The 18,796-nt window shown below is 42.9% G+C and carries 16 protein-coding genes; 3 read left to right on the top strand and 13 right to left on the bottom strand.

The annotated features are described in order from the left end of the window. The first annotated feature begins 54 nt into the window (after positions 1-54). Positions 55-1,023 carry a DUF1853 family protein gene (locus ACR63T_RS02870; RefSeq protein WP_472784723.1) on the top strand — a complete coding sequence of 323 codons (969 nt, stop codon included), beginning with the start codon at positions 55-57 and terminating at the stop codon, positions 1,021-1,023. Positions 1,024-1,091: 68 nt separating this feature from the next. Here ACR63T_RS02870 and ACR63T_RS02865 read toward each other — a convergent pair whose 3' ends face one another. The 8 genes from ACR63T_RS02865 to ACR63T_RS02830 all read right to left on the bottom strand — a co-directional run bounded on the left by ACR63T_RS02865 (position 1,092) and on the right by ACR63T_RS02830 (position 10,366). Beyond that, positions 1,092-1,625, bottom strand: a complete 534-nt coding sequence (locus ACR63T_RS02865) for a DUF2726 domain-containing protein (RefSeq protein WP_472784722.1) — start codon at positions 1,623-1,625, stop codon at positions 1,092-1,094. A 256-nt stretch (positions 1,626-1,881) separates the two neighbouring features. Beyond that, positions 1,882-3,114 carry an SPOR and LysM peptidoglycan-binding domain-containing protein gene (locus ACR63T_RS02860; RefSeq protein ID WP_472784721.1) on the bottom strand — a complete coding sequence of 411 codons (1,233 nt, stop codon included), beginning with the start codon at positions 3,112-3,114 and terminating at the stop codon, positions 1,882-1,884. Between the two features lie 145 nt (positions 3,115-3,259). Next, complete coding sequence (gene folC / locus ACR63T_RS02855; protein WP_472784720.1) at positions 3,260-4,630, bottom strand: bifunctional tetrahydrofolate synthase/dihydrofolate synthase; 1,371 nt, start codon at positions 4,628-4,630, stop codon at positions 3,260-3,262. A 256-nt stretch (positions 4,631-4,886) separates the two neighbouring features. Next, on the bottom strand, positions 4,887-5,834 hold the full coding sequence (gene accD, locus ACR63T_RS02850) for an acetyl-CoA carboxylase, carboxyltransferase subunit beta (RefSeq protein WP_472784719.1): 948 nt from the start codon (positions 5,832-5,834) through the stop codon (positions 4,887-4,889). Positions 5,835-6,041: 207 nt separating this feature from the next. Next, the gene (gene trpA, locus ACR63T_RS02845) at positions 6,042-6,860 is read right to left on the bottom strand and encodes a tryptophan synthase subunit alpha (RefSeq protein WP_472784718.1); all 819 of its coding nucleotides are present in this window, start codon (positions 6,858-6,860) and stop codon (positions 6,042-6,044) included. A 14-nt stretch (positions 6,861-6,874) separates the two neighbouring features. After that, positions 6,875-8,305, bottom strand: coding sequence for a PIN-like domain-containing protein (locus ACR63T_RS02840; RefSeq protein ID WP_472784717.1), 1,431 nt, complete (start codon positions 8,303-8,305; stop codon positions 6,875-6,877). 5 nt (positions 8,306-8,310) lie between these two features. Continuing rightward, positions 8,311-9,588: a tryptophan synthase subunit beta gene (trpB, locus tag ACR63T_RS02835; RefSeq protein WP_472784716.1), complete on the bottom strand. Its 1,278-nt coding sequence runs from the start codon at positions 9,586-9,588 to the stop codon at positions 8,311-8,313. A gap of 109 nt (positions 9,589-9,697) precedes the next feature. Beyond that, on the bottom strand, positions 9,698-10,366 hold the full coding sequence (locus ACR63T_RS02830) for a phosphoribosylanthranilate isomerase (protein WP_472784715.1): 669 nt from the start codon (positions 10,364-10,366) through the stop codon (positions 9,698-9,700). 167 nt (positions 10,367-10,533) lie between these two features. On the opposite strand from ACR63T_RS02830, the gene ACR63T_RS02825 reads away from it, so the two are divergent. After that, entirely contained in the window at positions 10,534-12,174 is a 1,641-nt protein-coding gene (locus ACR63T_RS02825) for a cryptochrome/photolyase family protein (RefSeq protein ID WP_472784714.1), read from the top strand. Between the two features lie 69 nt (positions 12,175-12,243). Here ACR63T_RS02825 and ACR63T_RS02820 read toward each other — a convergent pair whose 3' ends face one another. Together ACR63T_RS02820 and ACR63T_RS02815 are read right to left on the bottom strand one after the other, a co-directional pair. Then, positions 12,244-12,462 (bottom strand): hypothetical protein, encoded by a 219-nt coding sequence (locus tag ACR63T_RS02820; protein ID WP_472784713.1) that lies wholly within the window; start codon positions 12,460-12,462, stop codon positions 12,244-12,246. A 145-nt stretch (positions 12,463-12,607) separates the two neighbouring features. Next, on the bottom strand, positions 12,608-13,366 hold the full coding sequence (locus tag ACR63T_RS02815) for a DUF4230 domain-containing protein (RefSeq protein WP_472784712.1): 759 nt from the start codon (positions 13,364-13,366) through the stop codon (positions 12,608-12,610). 697 nt (positions 13,367-14,063) lie between these two features. Here ACR63T_RS02815 and ACR63T_RS02810 point away from each other — a divergent pair. Further along, positions 14,064-15,782, top strand: coding sequence for a proline--tRNA ligase (locus ACR63T_RS02810; protein ID WP_305899632.1), 1,719 nt, complete (start codon positions 14,064-14,066; stop codon positions 15,780-15,782). Between the two features lie 94 nt (positions 15,783-15,876). Here ACR63T_RS02810 and queF read toward each other — a convergent pair whose 3' ends face one another. From queF to ACR63T_RS02795, 3 genes are all read right to left on the bottom strand, one after another. Further along, positions 15,877-16,743, bottom strand: a complete 867-nt coding sequence (queF, locus tag ACR63T_RS02805) for an NADPH-dependent 7-cyano-7-deazaguanine reductase QueF (protein ID WP_472784711.1) — start codon at positions 16,741-16,743, stop codon at positions 15,877-15,879. Between the two features lie 233 nt (positions 16,744-16,976). Continuing rightward, positions 16,977-17,750: an ABC transporter permease gene (locus ACR63T_RS02800; protein WP_201573713.1), complete on the bottom strand. Its 774-nt coding sequence runs from the start codon at positions 17,748-17,750 to the stop codon at positions 16,977-16,979. A gap of 32 nt (positions 17,751-17,782) precedes the next feature. Beyond that, a complete protein-coding gene (locus ACR63T_RS02795) occupies positions 17,783-18,745 on the bottom strand; it encodes an ABC transporter ATP-binding protein (protein WP_201571893.1) in 963 nt (320 codons plus the stop codon). Positions 18,746-18,796 lie beyond the last annotated feature (51 nt).

The raw sequence follows: 18,796 nt of genomic DNA, 5'->3' as shown, positions 1-18,796 counted from the left end.
TTTACCGGGCCAGCGGTTAGGGTTAATGTTCTATAACCTTATATGATATACGTTATGTCCGAGCCTGCCCTTCCATTCTCTTCTTCTACTCTCGCTAACGACGCCCCTTGGGAGCAATTTAAGCGTCCGTACGTTCGTGATTTGGCTTATGTACTCGCCTGCCCTAACGTCTTGACGCGCTGGATTGACTTCTCCCCTCAACAAAACACTCATACCATTGAAGTTCACAGTAGCGAGTTTTGGTTGACTCAGTTTGAGGCCTATCAACAGCGCTTGCATGAGCTGGATAATACTATCGCCTACCAACAGCTAACCCGCTATTTGATAAGGCGACCAAGTCCGAAACGCTTGGGCTTTCACTTTGAGGGCTTGTTATCATTTTGGCTAACTGATGGCTATACCCATGGGCTACATGCTCATGAGATGCTGGCGAGTAACGTACAGTTGTATCAGGGCAAGCAAACCATTGGTGAGCTGGATTTGATTTTATATAATCATCGAGACAAGCTCACTGAACATTGGGAACTTGCGATTAAGTTCTTTATGGGATCAGCGCCGTTTGTCCCATCAAATTGGGTCGGCATCAACTCCAATGATAATCTAGAGCGTAAGATGACGCATATGCAGACTAAGCAGTTTCGATCAGTTTGGGTCGATACTGGTACTGGTACCGATGAGGATGGACGGGTCAAAATTGATAAGCGTTATGCAGTGATTAAAGGACGGTTTTTCTTGCCGATTCATAATACTGACTTTATTTATCCTGACTGGTTAGCGAAAGATTTTCCACTGCACAGGTGGTGTGATAAGCAAGATAACGCCACTCTAGCAACCCTTGATAGCAGCAGGTTGCGTAAAGCGACTTATGTAGAATGGTTTACCAAGCGCGGCTTTTATGATGAGCGCCTGCCTTCAGTGAACTGGGTAGATGAGCAGTTGCTAGTAACAGGGTTATACTTTTATGGCGACAGAGCTATTGTTATTTATCCGCATGTATCTGGACATAGCGACAATGGGCTCTAGAAGCTTCATACAAAAACTTAATTCTAAATCAATAACTCTCAATATTTTTTAGTACGGCTCGATACTTTTTAGTATGTTTCTATAACTTGCATAATCTCATATCTGAGCATATCAGCGCTGGGCATTCGCTCAGCATGAAAGCGTACGATAGCAATACCTGCGCTGGCGAGTGCTTTATCCTTTTTGTCATCGGCTTTTTGTCTTGATTTACTACTGTGCGTCCAGTCATCCAGCTCGATCGCGACTAAAGTGGTCTGCCCATCGATATCAGTAATGACATAATCGACGCTTTGGCGACAGATACGATTAAACCAAAAGCTGCGCTCGCTTGCCTCGTCACTACTGGCTTCTATAATACGCGATAGCTGTACTTGCACAAAAATGTGATACTCAGGTAGTGCATTTTGCAGCTTATGAAAAAATATAACCTCAGTATCAGTCATAATAGGCATAGGCGTAAATGGCCAGATAGCCAAATCATCACCGCGAACGGGCTGTGGATCTGGCTCTTTATTAGCAGGACGGCTTTTTGATACTTTTGGCAGTATAATTAGCACCAAGAAGGCTCCGGCTAATATTAAGAATATAACGCCAATTGACATAGTTCTGCCTTATGAAAATGTAGAGTGATTGCGAGCAAAATAGCAATCACAGCGCAGCAGCCTGTATCGGCGACTACGCTTATAGGATATAGTGAGTAGTTTTGCTTATATGATTGCGCTTATATTAGTGGCGCCTATAGTAGCTAAGCCCATGGTGATCGGCAATCCATAAACGATAAAACACGACAATAAATGTCGTGTTTTAGAAGATTTTTTTAATCAAAAATAATCAGGTGATGATCAGCTCAGTTACTAACTACCAGTAGAGCACCCAAGCACCTGTCGTATCAACTTTGGGATCACTGTTCACTTTATCTTTTAGCGCCAGTGCGGCTATTTTGCCACGTTCAGGGCCGACAACAACACGTACACCGCGACTGGTTGCACTGGTTTTTACATCATAACCTGCCGCCTTAAACTTCTTAGCGACTTCATCCGCTTTTGCCTGATTGCTTGCCAGTGACACTTGCACGCCAAAGCTACCTTTAGCATCGGTCTCTTTCACCTCTTTACGGGCTTCGCGCAATTTTTGCTGCGCCTCACGTCTATCTTTCGCTGATTTTTCAGCTTTGGCTTGTTCAGCGGCACGCGCTTTTTCGGCTTCTTCAGCCTCTCGTTCTAAACGTTGAACTTGTTTACGAGAGGGGATAGTGATAGTTTGCCCAAGCTGTAGCGATGCTGACGGTGAGGTATTGTTAGCCTGTGCTAGAGCGGCAACAGGTACATTGTATTCTCGAGCCAGTTTTATTAAACCATCGCCAGATTGGACTTTATAATCAGTAGGCGCTTTGGGTGGCTCAGTTTTGGCAACTTCAGCCGCCTTTTTGTCATCTTCAGCTTTTCGTTTGGCCTTTTTTTGAGCATCCGCCTCTTTTTGAGCGGCTTTTTTAGTAGCGGCAAGCTCAGCATCCGCTTGTTTTTTTAACTGTGCTGTTTTCTTTGCCGCATCCTCAGCACTCTTTTTAGCAGCAGCTTGTTTAGCTTGTGCCGCTTTTTGCACCTCGTCATTGGTAGTACTGGCATTAGTACTGACATTATTACTGGCACTAGGTTTAGGAGTAACCGGTGGCTCAACTTTATCAACTCGCGGCTGAACTTGAGGAGTGGTAATAACGGTTTGAGTGGTGTCGCTGTCAACTTCAACCGCTGGTGTAGTGTTATCGAGATAACGTTGGTTTTCAGCTCTTGCTTTAGCCAGTGCCTGCGCCTCAGCAGACTCTTGCTCTGTCAAAAACTGCTCTGCACGTTGCTCTTGAGCTTTGATGCGGGCGATGCGCTCTTGTTGCTTTTGTGCCAAGAGGCGTGTTTCGGTATCGATATCAGTGGTCAGAGGCCTTGATGTGGCTGGAGCAACCTCTGCTTGTTCAACTACAACAGGTGCTGATGCCTGCTCATCACTTGCGCCAATTTGCTGCACCATCGCATATAGCATGACGCTGCCGCCAAGTATCATCCCAATGCCCAATAAGGCTTGTCTCGAAAAGTTCATCTTCTCACATCTCTTAGTTGATAAATGGTTGATCAGCACATTTTGCTATTGTTTTGATTATAAAACATATTTTTGACGCTGTCTGCTATCGCCCTGTTTTTGTCTGCTTATTATTCATTTTAATTTATTTTAACTATCGCTTCTTTTAATCGGCTGCAAGCGCTGTTAGCGTCTCGCCAATCGTATGAAATGAGCCGCATACGACTATCAAATCTTGCGGTTGACTGTTGGCTATAACTGCCGCTGTCGCTTGTGGCAAATTAGCAAATGCATGACAGTTACTCTTATCAACATAAGACGCTACTACAGTCTCTAACTGCTCTATAGACGCGGCACGCGGATAATCAATCTCGCCAATATACCAGTCAGTAATCGGCAAATGGGCTTGGGTGAGTTGCTCGACTACCCTATTAATATCTTTATCCGCTAGCATGGAGAAGAGTATCTTGATGTTAGATTCTTTGACATCAGCAGCATCTTGCTGAGCGCTATTGATATCAGCAAGATGCTGCTGCCATAAAGGCATTAGCTGCACTAATAAAAACTCAACCCCTTGTTCATTGTGCGCCACATCGAACAGCCAGTGACGATCTCTAATCTCTCGATAGTCAAAGCGGCCTGCTAATTTAACGGTCGTCAATGCTCGCTCAATCGCATCGATATCGACATTGAGCGGACTGGCCAATACTGCTGATAAGGCGTTGGCAGTATTAGTCAGCGAAAGTGCCGGTCGCGGTAACTGTAATGTGAGTGCAGCGTTGCTATAGTGCCAAGTATCTTTATCTTGAGCCTGGAAGCTAAAGTCTTTACTCACTTGATAACAAGTCGCTCGATGCTCATCAATGAGCTGCTGTAAGCTGTTTGGCATCTCAGTAGAACCATAAATCAGCGTAATATCATCGCGTAAAATACCCGCTTTCTCACGACCTATGGCCTCAAGGTTATCTCCTAACCAATCGACATGATCGATGCCGATATTGGTAATCACTGCCATATCTGCATCGATAATATTGACCACATCCAAGCGTCCACCAAGCCCTACCTCCAACACCCAAACGTCACAATTAGCTTCAGCGAATATTAACAAAGCCGCTAATGTCGTCATCTCAAAAAACGATAGAGTCAATGCGCATGTTAAGCGTGCTGCTTCTACCTTATTAAAGGCATCAATCAAGGTTCTGTCACTAACCATCTCACCATCGATACGTATACGCTCATTGAACTGGCTGAGATGCGGCGACTGATACAGGGCGGTCTTATAGCCTGCTGCCTGACACAGTGCGCTAATAACAGCAGTGGTTGAACCCTTGCCATTAGTACCAGCGACAGTAAATACGAAAGCATCGTCTTTGGCAGACTGCACTAGCCCTAAAGACTCTGCTACTGGTAACACACGCGCCAGCCCCATATCTATCGCTGACACATGGATCTGCTGCATATAATTGAGCCATTCGCTCAAGCTGGCGTCAAGTTTGGGCGTATCAGGAGTACTGTCAGGATGGAGGGGCAAGGACATGAATAAAACCTAAATAAAAGAGAAGGTAACAACAGCATTCAAAGTATTAGCTCAGTGTATAACAAACGGGCTAAAAACCAAAATATAAAGCCCAGTTAGAAGTTATTACCTATTGAGTTGCTGTCTATTCATATGGCTAATAAATTATGGAAACTGCTCATTGATATTATTTTTGGATATGTTGTTACCATAAAAAAAGCATTTACCAATCATTGATAAATGCTTTTAGAGAGCTTAGGACGTGTTCAATTATAGGCTAAGCGTCAACGTTAGGCTGATGGCATAGCTTAGCCAATAAACGATAAGTCGTATCGACTAGCTGATGACGATGCACCACTTCATCGACCACACCATGCTCTAATAAGAACTCGGCGCGTTGGAACGGCTCTTCCAAGGTTTCGCGTACAGTTTGCTCAATCACGCGCTTACCTGCGAAACCTATCATCGCTTTTGGCTCTGCTAGATGAATATCACCTAGCATAGCTAATGACGCAGTAACACCACCATAAACAGGGTTGGTCAACACGACGATATAAGGAACACCTGCCAATCTTAAGCGCTCAACAGCCGCAGCGGTACGCGCCATCTGCATCAAGGATAAAATACCTTCTTGCATACGCGCACCACCAGAGGCCGCAAAACAGATTAAAGGTTTACGCTCGGCTAAAGACTTTTCAGCCGCTTGTACAAATCTATCGCCAACCACTGAGCCCATTGAGCCGCCCATAAACTTGAAGTCAAACGCACAAGCGACGACTTCAATATTGCGTAGCTTACCATGCAATACGATTAGCGCTTCAGTCTCACCCGTCTTAGCTTGTGCTTCCTCCATCCGCGCTGGATAAGGCTTACTATCGACAAAGCGTAATGGATCTTTGGCGGTAAATTCCTGCCCAAGCTCGCCATCGACTTCATCCAAGAACCATTGCAAGCGCTCGCGAGCCGACATAGGCAGATGATGATCGCAAATGGGGCAAACGTAGCAGTTAAATATCAGCGCTGTATTAGTAATGACCGAATGACAATTGCTACATTTGGTTGATGGTTCAGTCTCAACCGCTGTCAAAGGCGCCATTAATTGTTGTTTAACACCAGGTACAGGACGATTAAACCAAGAGTGACCTGCTTGCGTAGCAGTCGCATCAGTGGCGCTATCGTCTTGAGTTTCAGATTTATTTATCGTATCAGTCATATTATTTGCCATCGTCTAAGGCTATTGAGCTTAAAAACGCTTATCCCTAATAGCTAATTTTAGAAGTGTAGTGAGTATTTGGATATACCATTATATTTGCGTCAGTTATTGTGCGTCCTGCCTGTGACAAATATAGTCTAATTTAATAATGAATATTTATACATCACATTAGTTTACACACGTAAACTAAATTTAGCAAAGTCATTTATGGTCTATGAGCTATAAACTATCCAGCGCAGTGCGCAGTTCATCCATTTTTGTCATAATGCGCTGTTGGGCAGCCGCTACAGCATTAGCATCATTGGCATCGATATCAGCAAAGTTCTGCACTAAAGCGCTACCGACGATAATACCATCAGCATGCTCGCCAATCGCTTTGGCCGAAGCGCCATCACGAATACCAAAGCCTACGCAAACAGGCAGATCGGTCTCCGCTTTGATCGCCTGTACTTGAGTGGCGACATCGTCAGTATCTAGTGTTGCAGAACCCGTTACGCCTTTGAGTGATACGTAATAGATATAACCGCCACAATGGGTCAATACTTGCTGGCGACGCTCCGCTAAAGTGGTCGGTGATAATAGAAATATCTCATTCATCGAGTGCTCGGTTAGATGCTGAGTAAAGCTACCCGCCTCCGCTGGTGGCAAGTCAACCATCAAAATACCATCAACGCCTGAGCGCTCACATAGTGCGACAAAGTTATCGTAACCGATGATTTCAACAGGATTTAGATAACCCATAAGAATAATAGGCGTTTGCGTATCTTGCTTGCGAAACTCAGCGACCATGTTTAAGGCTTCACGAGTGCTGGTACCTGCTGCTAAGGCGCGCTCGCCTGCCAAGGCAACGGTTGGGCCATCCGCCATAGGGTCTGAGAAAGGTAAACCAACCTCAATCATATCCGCGCCGTGCTTGACTAAGTCATGTAGCAGGCCGACGAAGCTATGAGGAGTTGGATCGCCTGCCATCACATAAGGGATCAAGGCCTTTTTATTTTGAGATTTTAAAGTGGCAAAAGTACTTTCAATTCGGGTCATAGGGCGTCTCATTATTAGTTATTAATCTTATATTCGAATATTTTACTAAATTTCCCAAGGTCTTTAGAAGTAAAGCCTATAGTAAAAATTAAGTTCAAACTAGGGTCGAACATATCATTTAAAATATTTTTTATTTCCACAGACTTTTCAAAATATTTGTATTTCTCACTTTCACCAAATAAATTATCACTTGGTTCTGGAACAGTTATAACTACGTGAAAACCTGTATAACTAGGATCTTCAATCAATAAATTATTTATGTCCACACGAAGACTTACAAACAGATTTTTTAAAATTTTAGTTTGTATTTTAGCTATAGGCCTTACTAGTACAGGTATACTACTAGTGAAATCATCAAATGCTAGAAAATCATATATGTTTAAATTTTTTGATTCATTGGTGAACAAGTATGATTCATTCACCCAATCTTCAATCGTCCATAAATCTTCAACAAAATAACTTTTTTTAGTGTATTTAGTTCTATCGGTGTATTTCTTATCACTAGTGTATCTTACGTCTTCAATTGTTTCGTCTGAAACTTCAATATCGAAATACTCCTTAGAGTAGTCCAAAAAACTATTAGTATCATATACGTAAAAAACCTCTACACCAGCCTCTTTAAATATTTCAGAAACCAACTCTGGCCTAGCACCAATTGTCTTTTTACCATGCGAACTTATAATTCGCATCCAATCCTCTTTAGTATCATCAGTAACAAAAATTATATTCTTCTTCTGATTCTCGCGAGCAAACTCAACAATTTGTTTCCAAACGATAAGATCGCCATAGCCATATTTATAGTTAAGGCCTTCAAAAGCATAATATTCTTCCGAACTTTTATTTTTCTGAGCTGCTAAAATATCTTCAAAACTTGGCGGTATCTTATTCTTTGCTCTAAACTCTCCATCTTTATAAATTTCTTCTAATACCTTTTGATCTTTAGGAGGAGAACCTAAACTTCCTCTACTCATACTAAATAATTTTGATAATTCAGTTAGAATCACATCTTCATCAACATCATTAGTTAATTTCTTAGATTTGATTTCATCTAGTTCATTTATGACACTTTCAGATAACTCTCTAAATCTTTCAATGAAATTTGAAGTTTCAATTTCACTGTGTCTCTTATCTAGGTCTAAATCCTTACACTTTTTCTCAATAATATTTATTGAGTCTTTAATAGAGTTTTTAATAGTTGATAAACTAGAGTTCTGCTCACCCAATACGGTCAATCTATTCCTGTGAAATTCTAGACCCACTTGGTAAGGTATCCAAATTCTATTCTCTATTTTTTTGATAACATTTAAAACTTCGTCTCTCGACCCTACTTTATAACGATACAAACCAAGAAGTACATTTGTGTCAAACACAAATGTACCTTCTTCCCATAATTCTTTGAACTGTTCAGGCGTTGGTTGATAGTAGCCCTTGAATAAGCTTTTCATAGCTATTACATCTCAATCCCTTCCGCCTTCATAACTGAATGTAGATCTTTATCACCGCGACCTGACATATTAACCACGATAGTTTGATCAGGTCTCATCGTCTTCGCAAGTTTAAGCGCATAAGCGACCGCATGAGCGGTTTCTAACGCTGGGATGATACCTTCTTTACGGGTCGCTTCGTGGAAGCCTTCTAGCGCCTCTTTATCAGTACAGCCCACATACTCGACACGGTTCATATCTTTTAAGAAGCTATGCTCAGGACCGACACCTGGGTAATCCAAACCTGCTGAGATCGAATGAGTCTCTTGAATTTGTCCATCATCATCCGCCATCAAATAAGTACGATTACCATGCAACACCCCGATACGACCTGCGGCAAGTGGCGCAGAATGACGACCTGTTTCAATACCGTCGCCTGTCGCCTCAACACCATACATTTTGACCTCAGGATCGTTTAAGAAGTCAAAGAATAAACCAATAGCATTGGAGCCGCCACCGACACACGCGACTAGCGCATCTGGTAACTTACCTGTTTTTTCTAAATGCTGAATGCGAGTTTCTTTACCGATGATCGCTTGGAAGTCACGTACGAGTAGCGGGTAAGGATGCGGGCCTGCAACCGTACCGATGATGTAATAAGTCGTATCGACGTTCGTAACCCAATCGCGCATAGCTTCGTTCATCGCATCTTTGAGGGTACGTGAGCCTGAGGTCACAGGTACGACCGTTGCGCCCAATAAGCGCATACGATAGACGTTCATCTTTTGACGCTCAACATCGTCAGCACCCATATAGACGATACACTCAAGTCCCAAACGCGCAGCAATAGTCGCCGTCGCTACGCCATGTTGACCTGCGCCTGTCTCGGCAATAATGCGCTGTTTACCGCACATTTTGGCCAGTAGCGCCTGACCAATCGTGTTGTTTACTTTATGCGCGCCCGTATGATTTAGATCTTCACGCTTGAAGTAAATTTGCGCACCGCCAATCTCATCGCTTAAACGTTTGGCGTGATACAGCGGCGTTGGACGACCGACATAGTTGACTAAGTCATGATGATACTCTTCCCAGAATGCGGGATCGGCTTTGACTTTGGTATATAGTGCTTCTAACTCTTCTAACGCTGCCATCAAGGTCTCGGAGACAAAGCGGCCGCCATGAACACCAAAATGTCCACGCGCATCGGGATACTGATTGAAGTCAGCGACGCCTGTGGGATTGGTAAAACTATTGATATCTTGTGGAGTAGTAGCAGATGGTGCTTTTTCTTCAGTATAACTCATGGGATTTCCTACGATATGGGATATTTGGGATTAAGTTTGAATAATAAAACAGAGTACTTATGATTAAAAAAGCTGAGCAGTGATAATGAAATATGCTCGTAAAGCTCGCTTAACTTTCTACTAAAATATCGCTTTGCCATCGATCGTTTTTGACCGCTTTCATAAAGCTGCGCATCTTTGCGCTGTCTTTGATGCCTTTAGCAGACTCAATGCCACCGCTGACATCAACGCCATAAATAGATAAGTCACGGGTAGCAGCGACATTTTTCGCGTCAAGACCACCTGCTAGAATAATAGGCAAGATGCTGTTAGTAGGTATTAAGCTCCAATCAAAGCGTGCGCCTGTACCGCCATATTTATGCGCATGATAAGCATCGAGCAAGATACTACTCGCCCCTGCCGCTGCAAACTGCTCAATTTGAGCTAGCACGCTAGCTTGACTATCTTGCTCAGTATTGACCCGTAAAGCTTTTATCCAACGCTTATTAACGCTGTCTGCCAGCTGCTGACACCGCTCAGGACTCTCATCGCCGTGAAATTGGATAATATCAAAAGCAACGGTATTAGCCAGCTCAGTCAGTTCATCAGATTTCATATTGACTACTAATGCTACCACACTAACAAAAGCTGGTACGGCAGCGACTAAGGCTGCTGCCTGTATAGGATTTACCGCTCTAGGGCTCGGTGGATAAAACACTAAACCGACGGCATCAACCCCTAATGCGATGGCCACTTGAATATCAGCAAGGTGAGTAAAACCACAAAATTTTACGTGCATTGAGTGACCTTAGTGAAGAGTAAGCACCTATACGAAATATAAAGGCGCACTATTCATAAGAAATGATTATGATTTGTTACCTGAATGCCAAATTAATTGCATCTAAAAACTTATCCTAGCATACTTTTATTCATAGTTTTGTTTATGATTACGATAAGGATTTTTTAATGTCTAAAAAGACTGAAGCTAACGCTACAACCAATGCTAAAAATGAAAATAACAGTAACACGACGCCACCGCATTACTTGATGTGGTTTCGTCGTGACTTACGCATTCATGATAACACTGCACTAGCCGCGTTGTGCGCGCGTGCGCAAGAGGACAAGGCGCAAGTCTCCGCTGTGTTTTTCTGTACGCCTGAGCAGTGGCAAGAGCATGATTGCTCAATTGCGCAAGTCGATCATATTGCGCGTACCTTATCTATCTTAGCCCAAGAGCTGCATGAACAATTAAATATCACCTTAAACGTTTATGTTTGCCCAGATTTTGCGACTTGTATACAAGCTATCGATGAGCTCTGCGCCAGTCAAAATATCGGCTGCGTAATGGCAAATCACGAGTACGAAGGGAACGAGATTGACCGTGACGAACAATTGATTGAGCAACTCGATAAACAAAATATTGAATTTATCCGTCATCATGATCAGTGTATTTTGCCGCCGCTTAGCATCACCACTAATGATGGCGACAGTATGTATAAGGTATTTACCCCTTTTTATAGAAAATGGCGCGATACGCTAGAGGCCAGCCAAATACAAAACCATAATGCTGAGCCCCTTAGCAGTGATAACGCTGATACAAAATCGCTTGAGCCAATCACCCTGAAGTCGACTACTGCCAGTGCTCATAATGCAGATGATATAGAGGCGCTTGGCGATACGCTATTGACTGACTATAAACAAGCGCTACAAAAAACGGACGCTCTAAAATATAGCGATAGCGATGCACAGCTCAAGCAATCACGCGAGGACTATGCTGCGGGCGAGACAGCAGCTTGCCAGCGGCTCAAGGATTTTACTACTGACGATATCAATAACTACGATGTCAGCCGCGACAAACCTATATTGCAGGGCACCAGCCATATGTCCGCGTATCTAACTATAGGAAGTATCAGCCCTAGAACTTGCTATATTGAGGCGGCAAAAGCGCAGGAAAAGCTGCATGGTAACGATGGCGATAACGAAGATATCAACCGCTGGATAAGTGAGCTGGCGTGGCGCGACTTTTATCGACATGTCTTAGTCAATAAACCAAGACTAGTACGCCATCACGCCTATAAAGAAGCCGTCGATAAAAAGATAAGCTGGTCTTATGATAAAGAGGACTTTGCCGCATGGTGCGCGGGCAACACGGGAGTACCCCTAGTCGATGCCGCCATGCGCTGCCTTAACGCTACGGGATTTATGCATAACCGTCTGCGTATGGTGACAGCGATGTTCTTGACCAAAGACTTGCTTATTGATTGGCGCTGGGGTGAGCGTTATTTTATGCAGCAGCTCGTAGATGGTGATTTTGCATCCAATAATGGCGGCTGGCAATGGAGCGCATCCACTGGCACGGACTCCTCACCCTACTTTCGCATTATGAACCCGTTTAGCCAAGGCAATAGTCATGATCCTAAGGGTTTATTTATCAAGACGTGGCTACCTGAACTCAAAGACGTACCTGCCAGCATCTTGCATAATGAGGACAAGCTACGTAAGGAGCTATCTAAATCAGGTAAATTTGCTAACGTTGACTATCCAGTGCCTATCGTCAAACACAAAGACGCCCGACTAGCCGCTATTGCAGAATTTAAAAAACAATGATGCTCTAATTAATAATATGGCAGCACTAGTGAATAAGCTAAAAAAGGAATCAATTCACTAGTCGCTGCGCTATTGTGATTGCTGAGTAACGCTTGGGGTCGCTTGAATATTATCAATATTGGTGTCTAATATTCGAGTTTGAATCACATATAGAGCGTAGCCCAATAAGGCAAAGCTAATAATCAATAGCACCCAAGTTTCAAATGATAGCCTTTCATTAGCATTAGAGCGTTTACTCAATTTGTTGCGCTTAGTATCAGTAGATGGTTTGTGGTTAGGAACGGTCATAAACGCCTCCTATTATACGAGCCTATTTTATCGGTAGCATTGATAAGGCTACGATGAATAATAAATAAGTCTTGCTATATAATATGATAACGCTATTCCCAGTAATATCAAGCAAAAACTATCAATAGGCTTTTATCTATAAAGGTTATGCTGTGCTCGCAGGCATTTGACAAGCACCAGCACCTTGCGTATTCACCGTCACCGTAGCCCCTGTCAAGGAAAACAGCTGCTGCAACTGAGTCTGTGCATTATCTAACGCTACTGTCATCACATCACCACGACACGCGCGCTCTAGTACTTCTTTTTTGGCCATACTTTGCGCTTGCTCAAGTATTTTAGGGTCCACTTGCATCATCCCAAATACACCTGTTTGCCAATCATAAATCTCGATATCATCTAAGTAGACCGCGAATACCTCTGAGGGCGGTATGGTGATGTTTATCTGCGGCATGATTGATAGTGGCGTAGTCGAATTATCCGCGGCTTCTAGCTGCTCATTAGTAGGTTGCACGACTTGCACCATCTCAGGGGTTAGTGCACTCAAATCAATCCCTGCTTGTACGCGTCCTTTAGCGATAAATAGCGCCTTTTGCTCATCCTGCCACAGCTTCATCCAGCTGCCTTCACGCTCGCTTGTAATAATAGTATCGACATTAAAAGCCACTGTTTGCAGGCGATTGAGCTGCTGAATCTGTGTCACCACTCCTTCACGGGTGATCGTGTTAATCTCTGGGTCGTCGCTGTTGTTTTGTGCAATATAAATAGCAGCAACTAATGCGGCCAAGCCAATAAGCAATAATAACCATGACATTTTGGCAATAGCTGGTTTGGACTGTGGCTTTGATTTGGGCGATTTGCTTAATACAGTGTCGCCATTATCAGATCTATTCTCAGGTGTGGGCATATTTGCTACCTTTATTGTGATTAACAGCCTCATTAATAGCTATTGAATGGCTGTCGGTTAAAATCATCGACATCATTGCTTACTTTATGATAAATGCAGCCTTTTGAAAGTCACTTCAAGTTACTGCTACTATTTCTCTACACAATTGCTTATAAAGGCATGACAAAAAGTTATTATAGATAACTAGGGTCTGTTAAATATTTAGTATAAAGCAGCACGCTTAGCCTTATTAATGCTTAGAATGACGAGTTTGCACCCTGTTATCAGCGAAAAGACAAAAAGGTATTGCGTCTTAGCAGAAGTTTACCTAACATGGTCTAGTTGTGTTGATGAATAATCAACATTTATGTAGGGTCTGTTTGATCTTTCACAAGAAGGCACTGCTGATAGCTAAAATGGTCCTAGTCTAGGTAAAAATCGCAGGTAATGCAGATGCCTTGGCTAGATTTTTACAACGAGTAGGGCGATTTTAGCACCAGCCTGCAAGGACAGAGCTCTTTTTTACCGATTCGTCATTAAAAAGATCCGCTTAGAATGACTAAACTAGATATTTTTAATATAGAATCGATCAAAAAATAGTCTCTGTCAGTGCCACGGTCGAATGATCAAACAGACCCTGTGCATCAAGCTTGCGATCCTTTGTTACGCACTGCCCTGCTTATTATTAATTAATCAAAGATAAGGTTACGCTTTATTTATGAAAGCCAGTCAATTTTTGTTTGCCACACTTAAAGAGACCCCAAGTGACGCTGATATCGCCTCAAGCCAATTGATGGTGCGCGCCGGTCTCATTCGCAAAATCGCTTCTGGGTTATATATATGGTTGCCGCTAGGTCTACGGGTGCTGCAAAAGGTCGAACGTATCGTTCGCGAAGAGATGCAGAATATTGGCGCACAAGAAGTGCTTATGCCAATGACTCAGCCCGCTGAATTATGGCAAACGACAGGGCGCTTTGATGATTACGGTCCTGAGCTGCTACGCTTCAAAGATCGCCATGATCGCGATTTTGTACTAGGACCAACTCACGAAGAGGTCATCACCACTCTAGCGCAAGGTGAATTGCGTAGTTATAAGCAGCTGCCTATTACCTTTTTTCAGATTCAAGGTAAGTTCCGTGATGAGATTCGCCCACGCTTTGGGGTGATGCGCGCGCGTGAATTTACGATGAAAGATGCATACTCATTTCACGTCGATCAAGCATCATTGGCAAAGACTTATGACGATATGTTCGATGCTTATACGCGTATCTTTACTCGCTTAGGTCTTGATTTCCGTGCAGTGCAAGCTGATACTGGCTCTATAGGTGGCTTTGCTTCACATGAGTTTCACGTGTTAGCAGATAGCGGCGAAGACGATATTGCCTTCTCTAACGCCTCTGATTATGCTGCGAACGTCGAGCTTGCTGAGTCTATTAGTACCGCTGAGCGTCAACCGCCTGCAACGGCGCGCGAGAATGTCTTAACAGAAAACATGACCACCTGCAAAATGGTCGCTGAACACTTAGATATTCCGTTATCAACCACCGTTAAAACGCTTATCGTTCATGGTCATACTGAAGACGATGAGCCACAATTGATCGCTATTGTGTTACGCGGCGACCATCAATTAAATACCATCAAAGCTGAAAAAATAGAAGAGGCTAATTTGCCACTTACTATGGCTTCAGATGAAGAATTAAAAGCAGCAGGTCTGCTCAAAGGCTATATCGGTGTAGAGTTAGATATGCCTGTCTTCGTCGATCGCTCAGCAGCTGCTTTATCTGATTTTGTCTGCGGTGCTAATGAAGTCAATAAGCATACTATTGGTATGAACTGGGCTCGTGACGCTCGCATTACACGTATTGTCGATGTTCGCAATGTCTCTGAAGGCGACCCATCTCCAGATGGCAAAGGTACACTACAGATCAAACGCGGTATCGAAGTCGGTCATATTTTCCAATTAGGCGATAAGTACTCGCAAGCCATGGGCTGTAAGGTCTCAGGTGAAGATGGCAAACCTGTTACCTTATTAATGGGCTGTTATGGTATCGGCGTGAGTCGTATCATTGCTGCTGCTATCGAACAGAACCATGACGAAAATGGCGTCATGTGGCCAGCAACACCGGACGTTAATGACTCATTAGCACCTTTTGAAGTCGCTATCGTACCGATGAAGTCAAAAGAAGACACGGTCATGGAGACCGCGACCGCGCTTTATGAAGAGCTAAAAGCACAAGGTATCAATGTGCTACTCGATGACCGTAATGAGCGTCCAGGTGTCAAGTTTGCCGATTTAGAGCTCATCGGTATTCCGCATCGCATTGTTGTCTCTGATCGCAATTTGGCTGAAGACAAATACGAATACGTCAATCGTCGCGATGGTGAAAAGCAAATGCTCAGCCATGATGAAGTATTGGCGAAGATCATTAGTAAATAAATTTATTAATAATTTTGATGTTATAAAAAAGCGCCTGTCTTCTTGAAAGATAGGCGCTTTTTCGTGCTTGGGGTATGTATTTGGTACTCAGTTTTTACTGCCGAATCAAACGACTCGGTTGAGGTAGTAATTTCAAATCACTGACGCGGCAAGGATTAATATCAATACCGCCTCGGCGCGTATACCAAGCTCTTACTATCAATTCACTTGGCTGATAATGTCGGCTCAAATCTGCAAATATCTGCTCAACACACTGCTCATGAAAGCCATTATGCTGACGGAAACTCAAAATATAATGCAGCATACTAGCCTGATCAAACTCTCGTTTACTAGTCATCTCAACTGCTAAAGTTCCCCAATCAGGCTGATTAGTCACAGGGCAATTACTACGCAAAAGGTTTGAATAAAAGCGATAAGTTCGTTCTGTATTGCTATTTGAATCAACGCTACTACTTTTCAAAACCTCTAACAACGATGCATCAGGATGAAGGGTTAGTGCTACCTTTTCCTTACTATCAGCCAAAGCATCATCAATACAGACGCCATCGGGCTGAGTTATCATCAATTCTGAATTGCGATCCTCTAAATCGAATAGCTCAACTTGTACCTCTGCCTGTACACAAGCTGATAAATCTTTGGCAATTAGCGTTTGCACTTCATCCCAACTGGTAAATTCAGTGAAGTTAATACTGTTAAGATATAGCTTTAACGATTTGGACTCAACAATAAATACAGATGTGGCTGGAATGCTAAAGCGCGCCATCGCCACTTGTGAAATGCCTTGCGTATTGAGCCAAGACATCTCGAACGCATGCCACCAGTCCATACCGACGCTTACTTTGTCATCTTGCCAGCCAATAGAATCACGACCTAAGCTGCGAGCAATAGGATATAGCGTCTCAGGGCTATACTCAGTTGGATAATCGGTGGTTTGCTCGCCTAAAATACCGTGAATGCTCATAGTTTACCTTCCAAATTTAACCTGTTTTTATAAGAAGTGACTTTATAAAGAAATATAATAGTTTGAGGCATTTTACCTTAATAAATTCACTTTAGACACTTACTGACTAAGCGAATTTGAAGAATCAAATATGCCTTTATAAATACCCGTTAGACAGCTTACTTTAAACATAAAAAAGCCCAACAACGTTGGACTCTTAAAATAAAGCGATAAGCGTATTTTTACCAATTAATCTACAAGCGAATGCGTGAACCATCGCTAAGCAAACGATAGCAAATAATATAAAAAATTACGCAAAAGACAAAAATAGCTGCCATCGAATACCAAACATTGACATCAGAATATCCCAAGATGCCATAGCGGAAGGCATTAACCATATAGACGATCGGGTTCAATAATGAGATATTTTGCCAAAAGGTTGATAAATCTTCCATTGAATAAAACACCCCGCCCAAGAACGTTAAGGGCGTCAATACAAAGCTTGGAATAATAGAGATATCATCGAATGAGCGTGCATATACTGCATTAATAAAACCACCTAGCGAAAATAAAATCGCTGTTCCTAGCACCGTAAATACCGTCACAAATAAGTGTTCAATGCCCAGCTCAGTAAAGAATAGCGCAACGATAGAGACAATGATTGCGATCACTAAACCGCGAAAGATACCACCGCTGACGTAGCCTGCTAATATAGCGTGTTTAGAGACAGGGGAAACCAACAGCTCCTCAATACTAGCGGTGAACTTAGCACTGAAAAAGCTGGAAACCACGTTAGAGTAACTATTAGTAATCACTGCCATCATAATTAGGCCTGGCACGATAAACTGCATATAAGGTACGCCGCCCATCTCGCCTACTCTATCGCCAATCATCGTACCAAAAATCACAAAATACAGCGCCATAGTGATGACAGGTGGTAGCAAAGTCTGCGGCCAAATACGCAGAATACGGCGGATCTCTTTCATCAATATCGTATTAAAAGCGATCCATTTTTTACTAAATGACATGGTCTCGTTAGGATCTATAATAATTTCCTTTTTCACAACCCTGCCTCCTTCATACTATCTGCACTTTGAATATTTTTATCCACTAAGCGCATGAATAACTCTTCTAAGCGGTTGGACTTATTGCGCATACTAGCTACTTTAATGTTTAGATTGGTTAACTGCTCAAACACAGCGTTGAGAGTCTCGCCTTCACTTAAAGTCACCTCTATCGTTTGCTCATCAGGTTGATCAATCGCGGTTACTTTATCGATAGTTAACGTCTTCGTAAGTGGCTGCTCTAAATCTAAAACAAAGGTTTCAACGGATAATTGCGCTAAGAGATCTTTCATCTCAGTATTAATACGAATTTCACCATGGTCTAAGATAGCGATGCGCTTACACAGCTGCTCGGCTTCCTCTAGATAATGGGTGGTTAGAATAATTGTGGTGTTTTCTTCGACATTGATCTGCTGCATAAACTCCCACATCGAGCGCCGCAGCTCAATATCTACGCCAGCGGTTGGCTCATCGAGAATTAACAGCTTAGGCTTGTGAATAAGCGCACGGGCAATCATTAAGCGGCGCTTCATACCACCAGAGAGCTCGCGGGATTTACTATCACGCTTATCCCATAGACCTAACGCTTTGAGCAGACGCTCGGCACGTGGCTTAGCTTCTTTAGCAGGTATACCAAAATACCCTGCTTGTGTAATAATGATATCTTCAACTTTTTCAAACATATTGAAGTTAAACTCTTGCGGTACAATGCCTAAATACTGCTTGGCGACCGAAGGGTTAGCTAATAAATCAGTGCCGAATATCTCAACGCTGCCCGTTGTTGGCTTGAACAATGAGCTGATAATTCCGATCATCGTTGATTTACCAGCACCGTTCGGCCCCAATAAAGCGAAGAACCCGCCTTGCGGTACCGTTAAGCTGACGTCTTTTAAAGCCGAAAATCCATTATCGTAGGTTTTGGATAAATTCTTAATAGATAACGCTGGTACTTCAGACATGCAAGCCTCTTTATTATTTGTTTATCAATTAATTTATAAAATATTAAGATC

It is taken from the genome of Psychrobacter sp. M17(2026), assembly GCF_055699815.1.
Note: the sequence above shows the minus strand (reverse complement) of the source record. Positions and strands in the feature narration are given on the sequence as shown.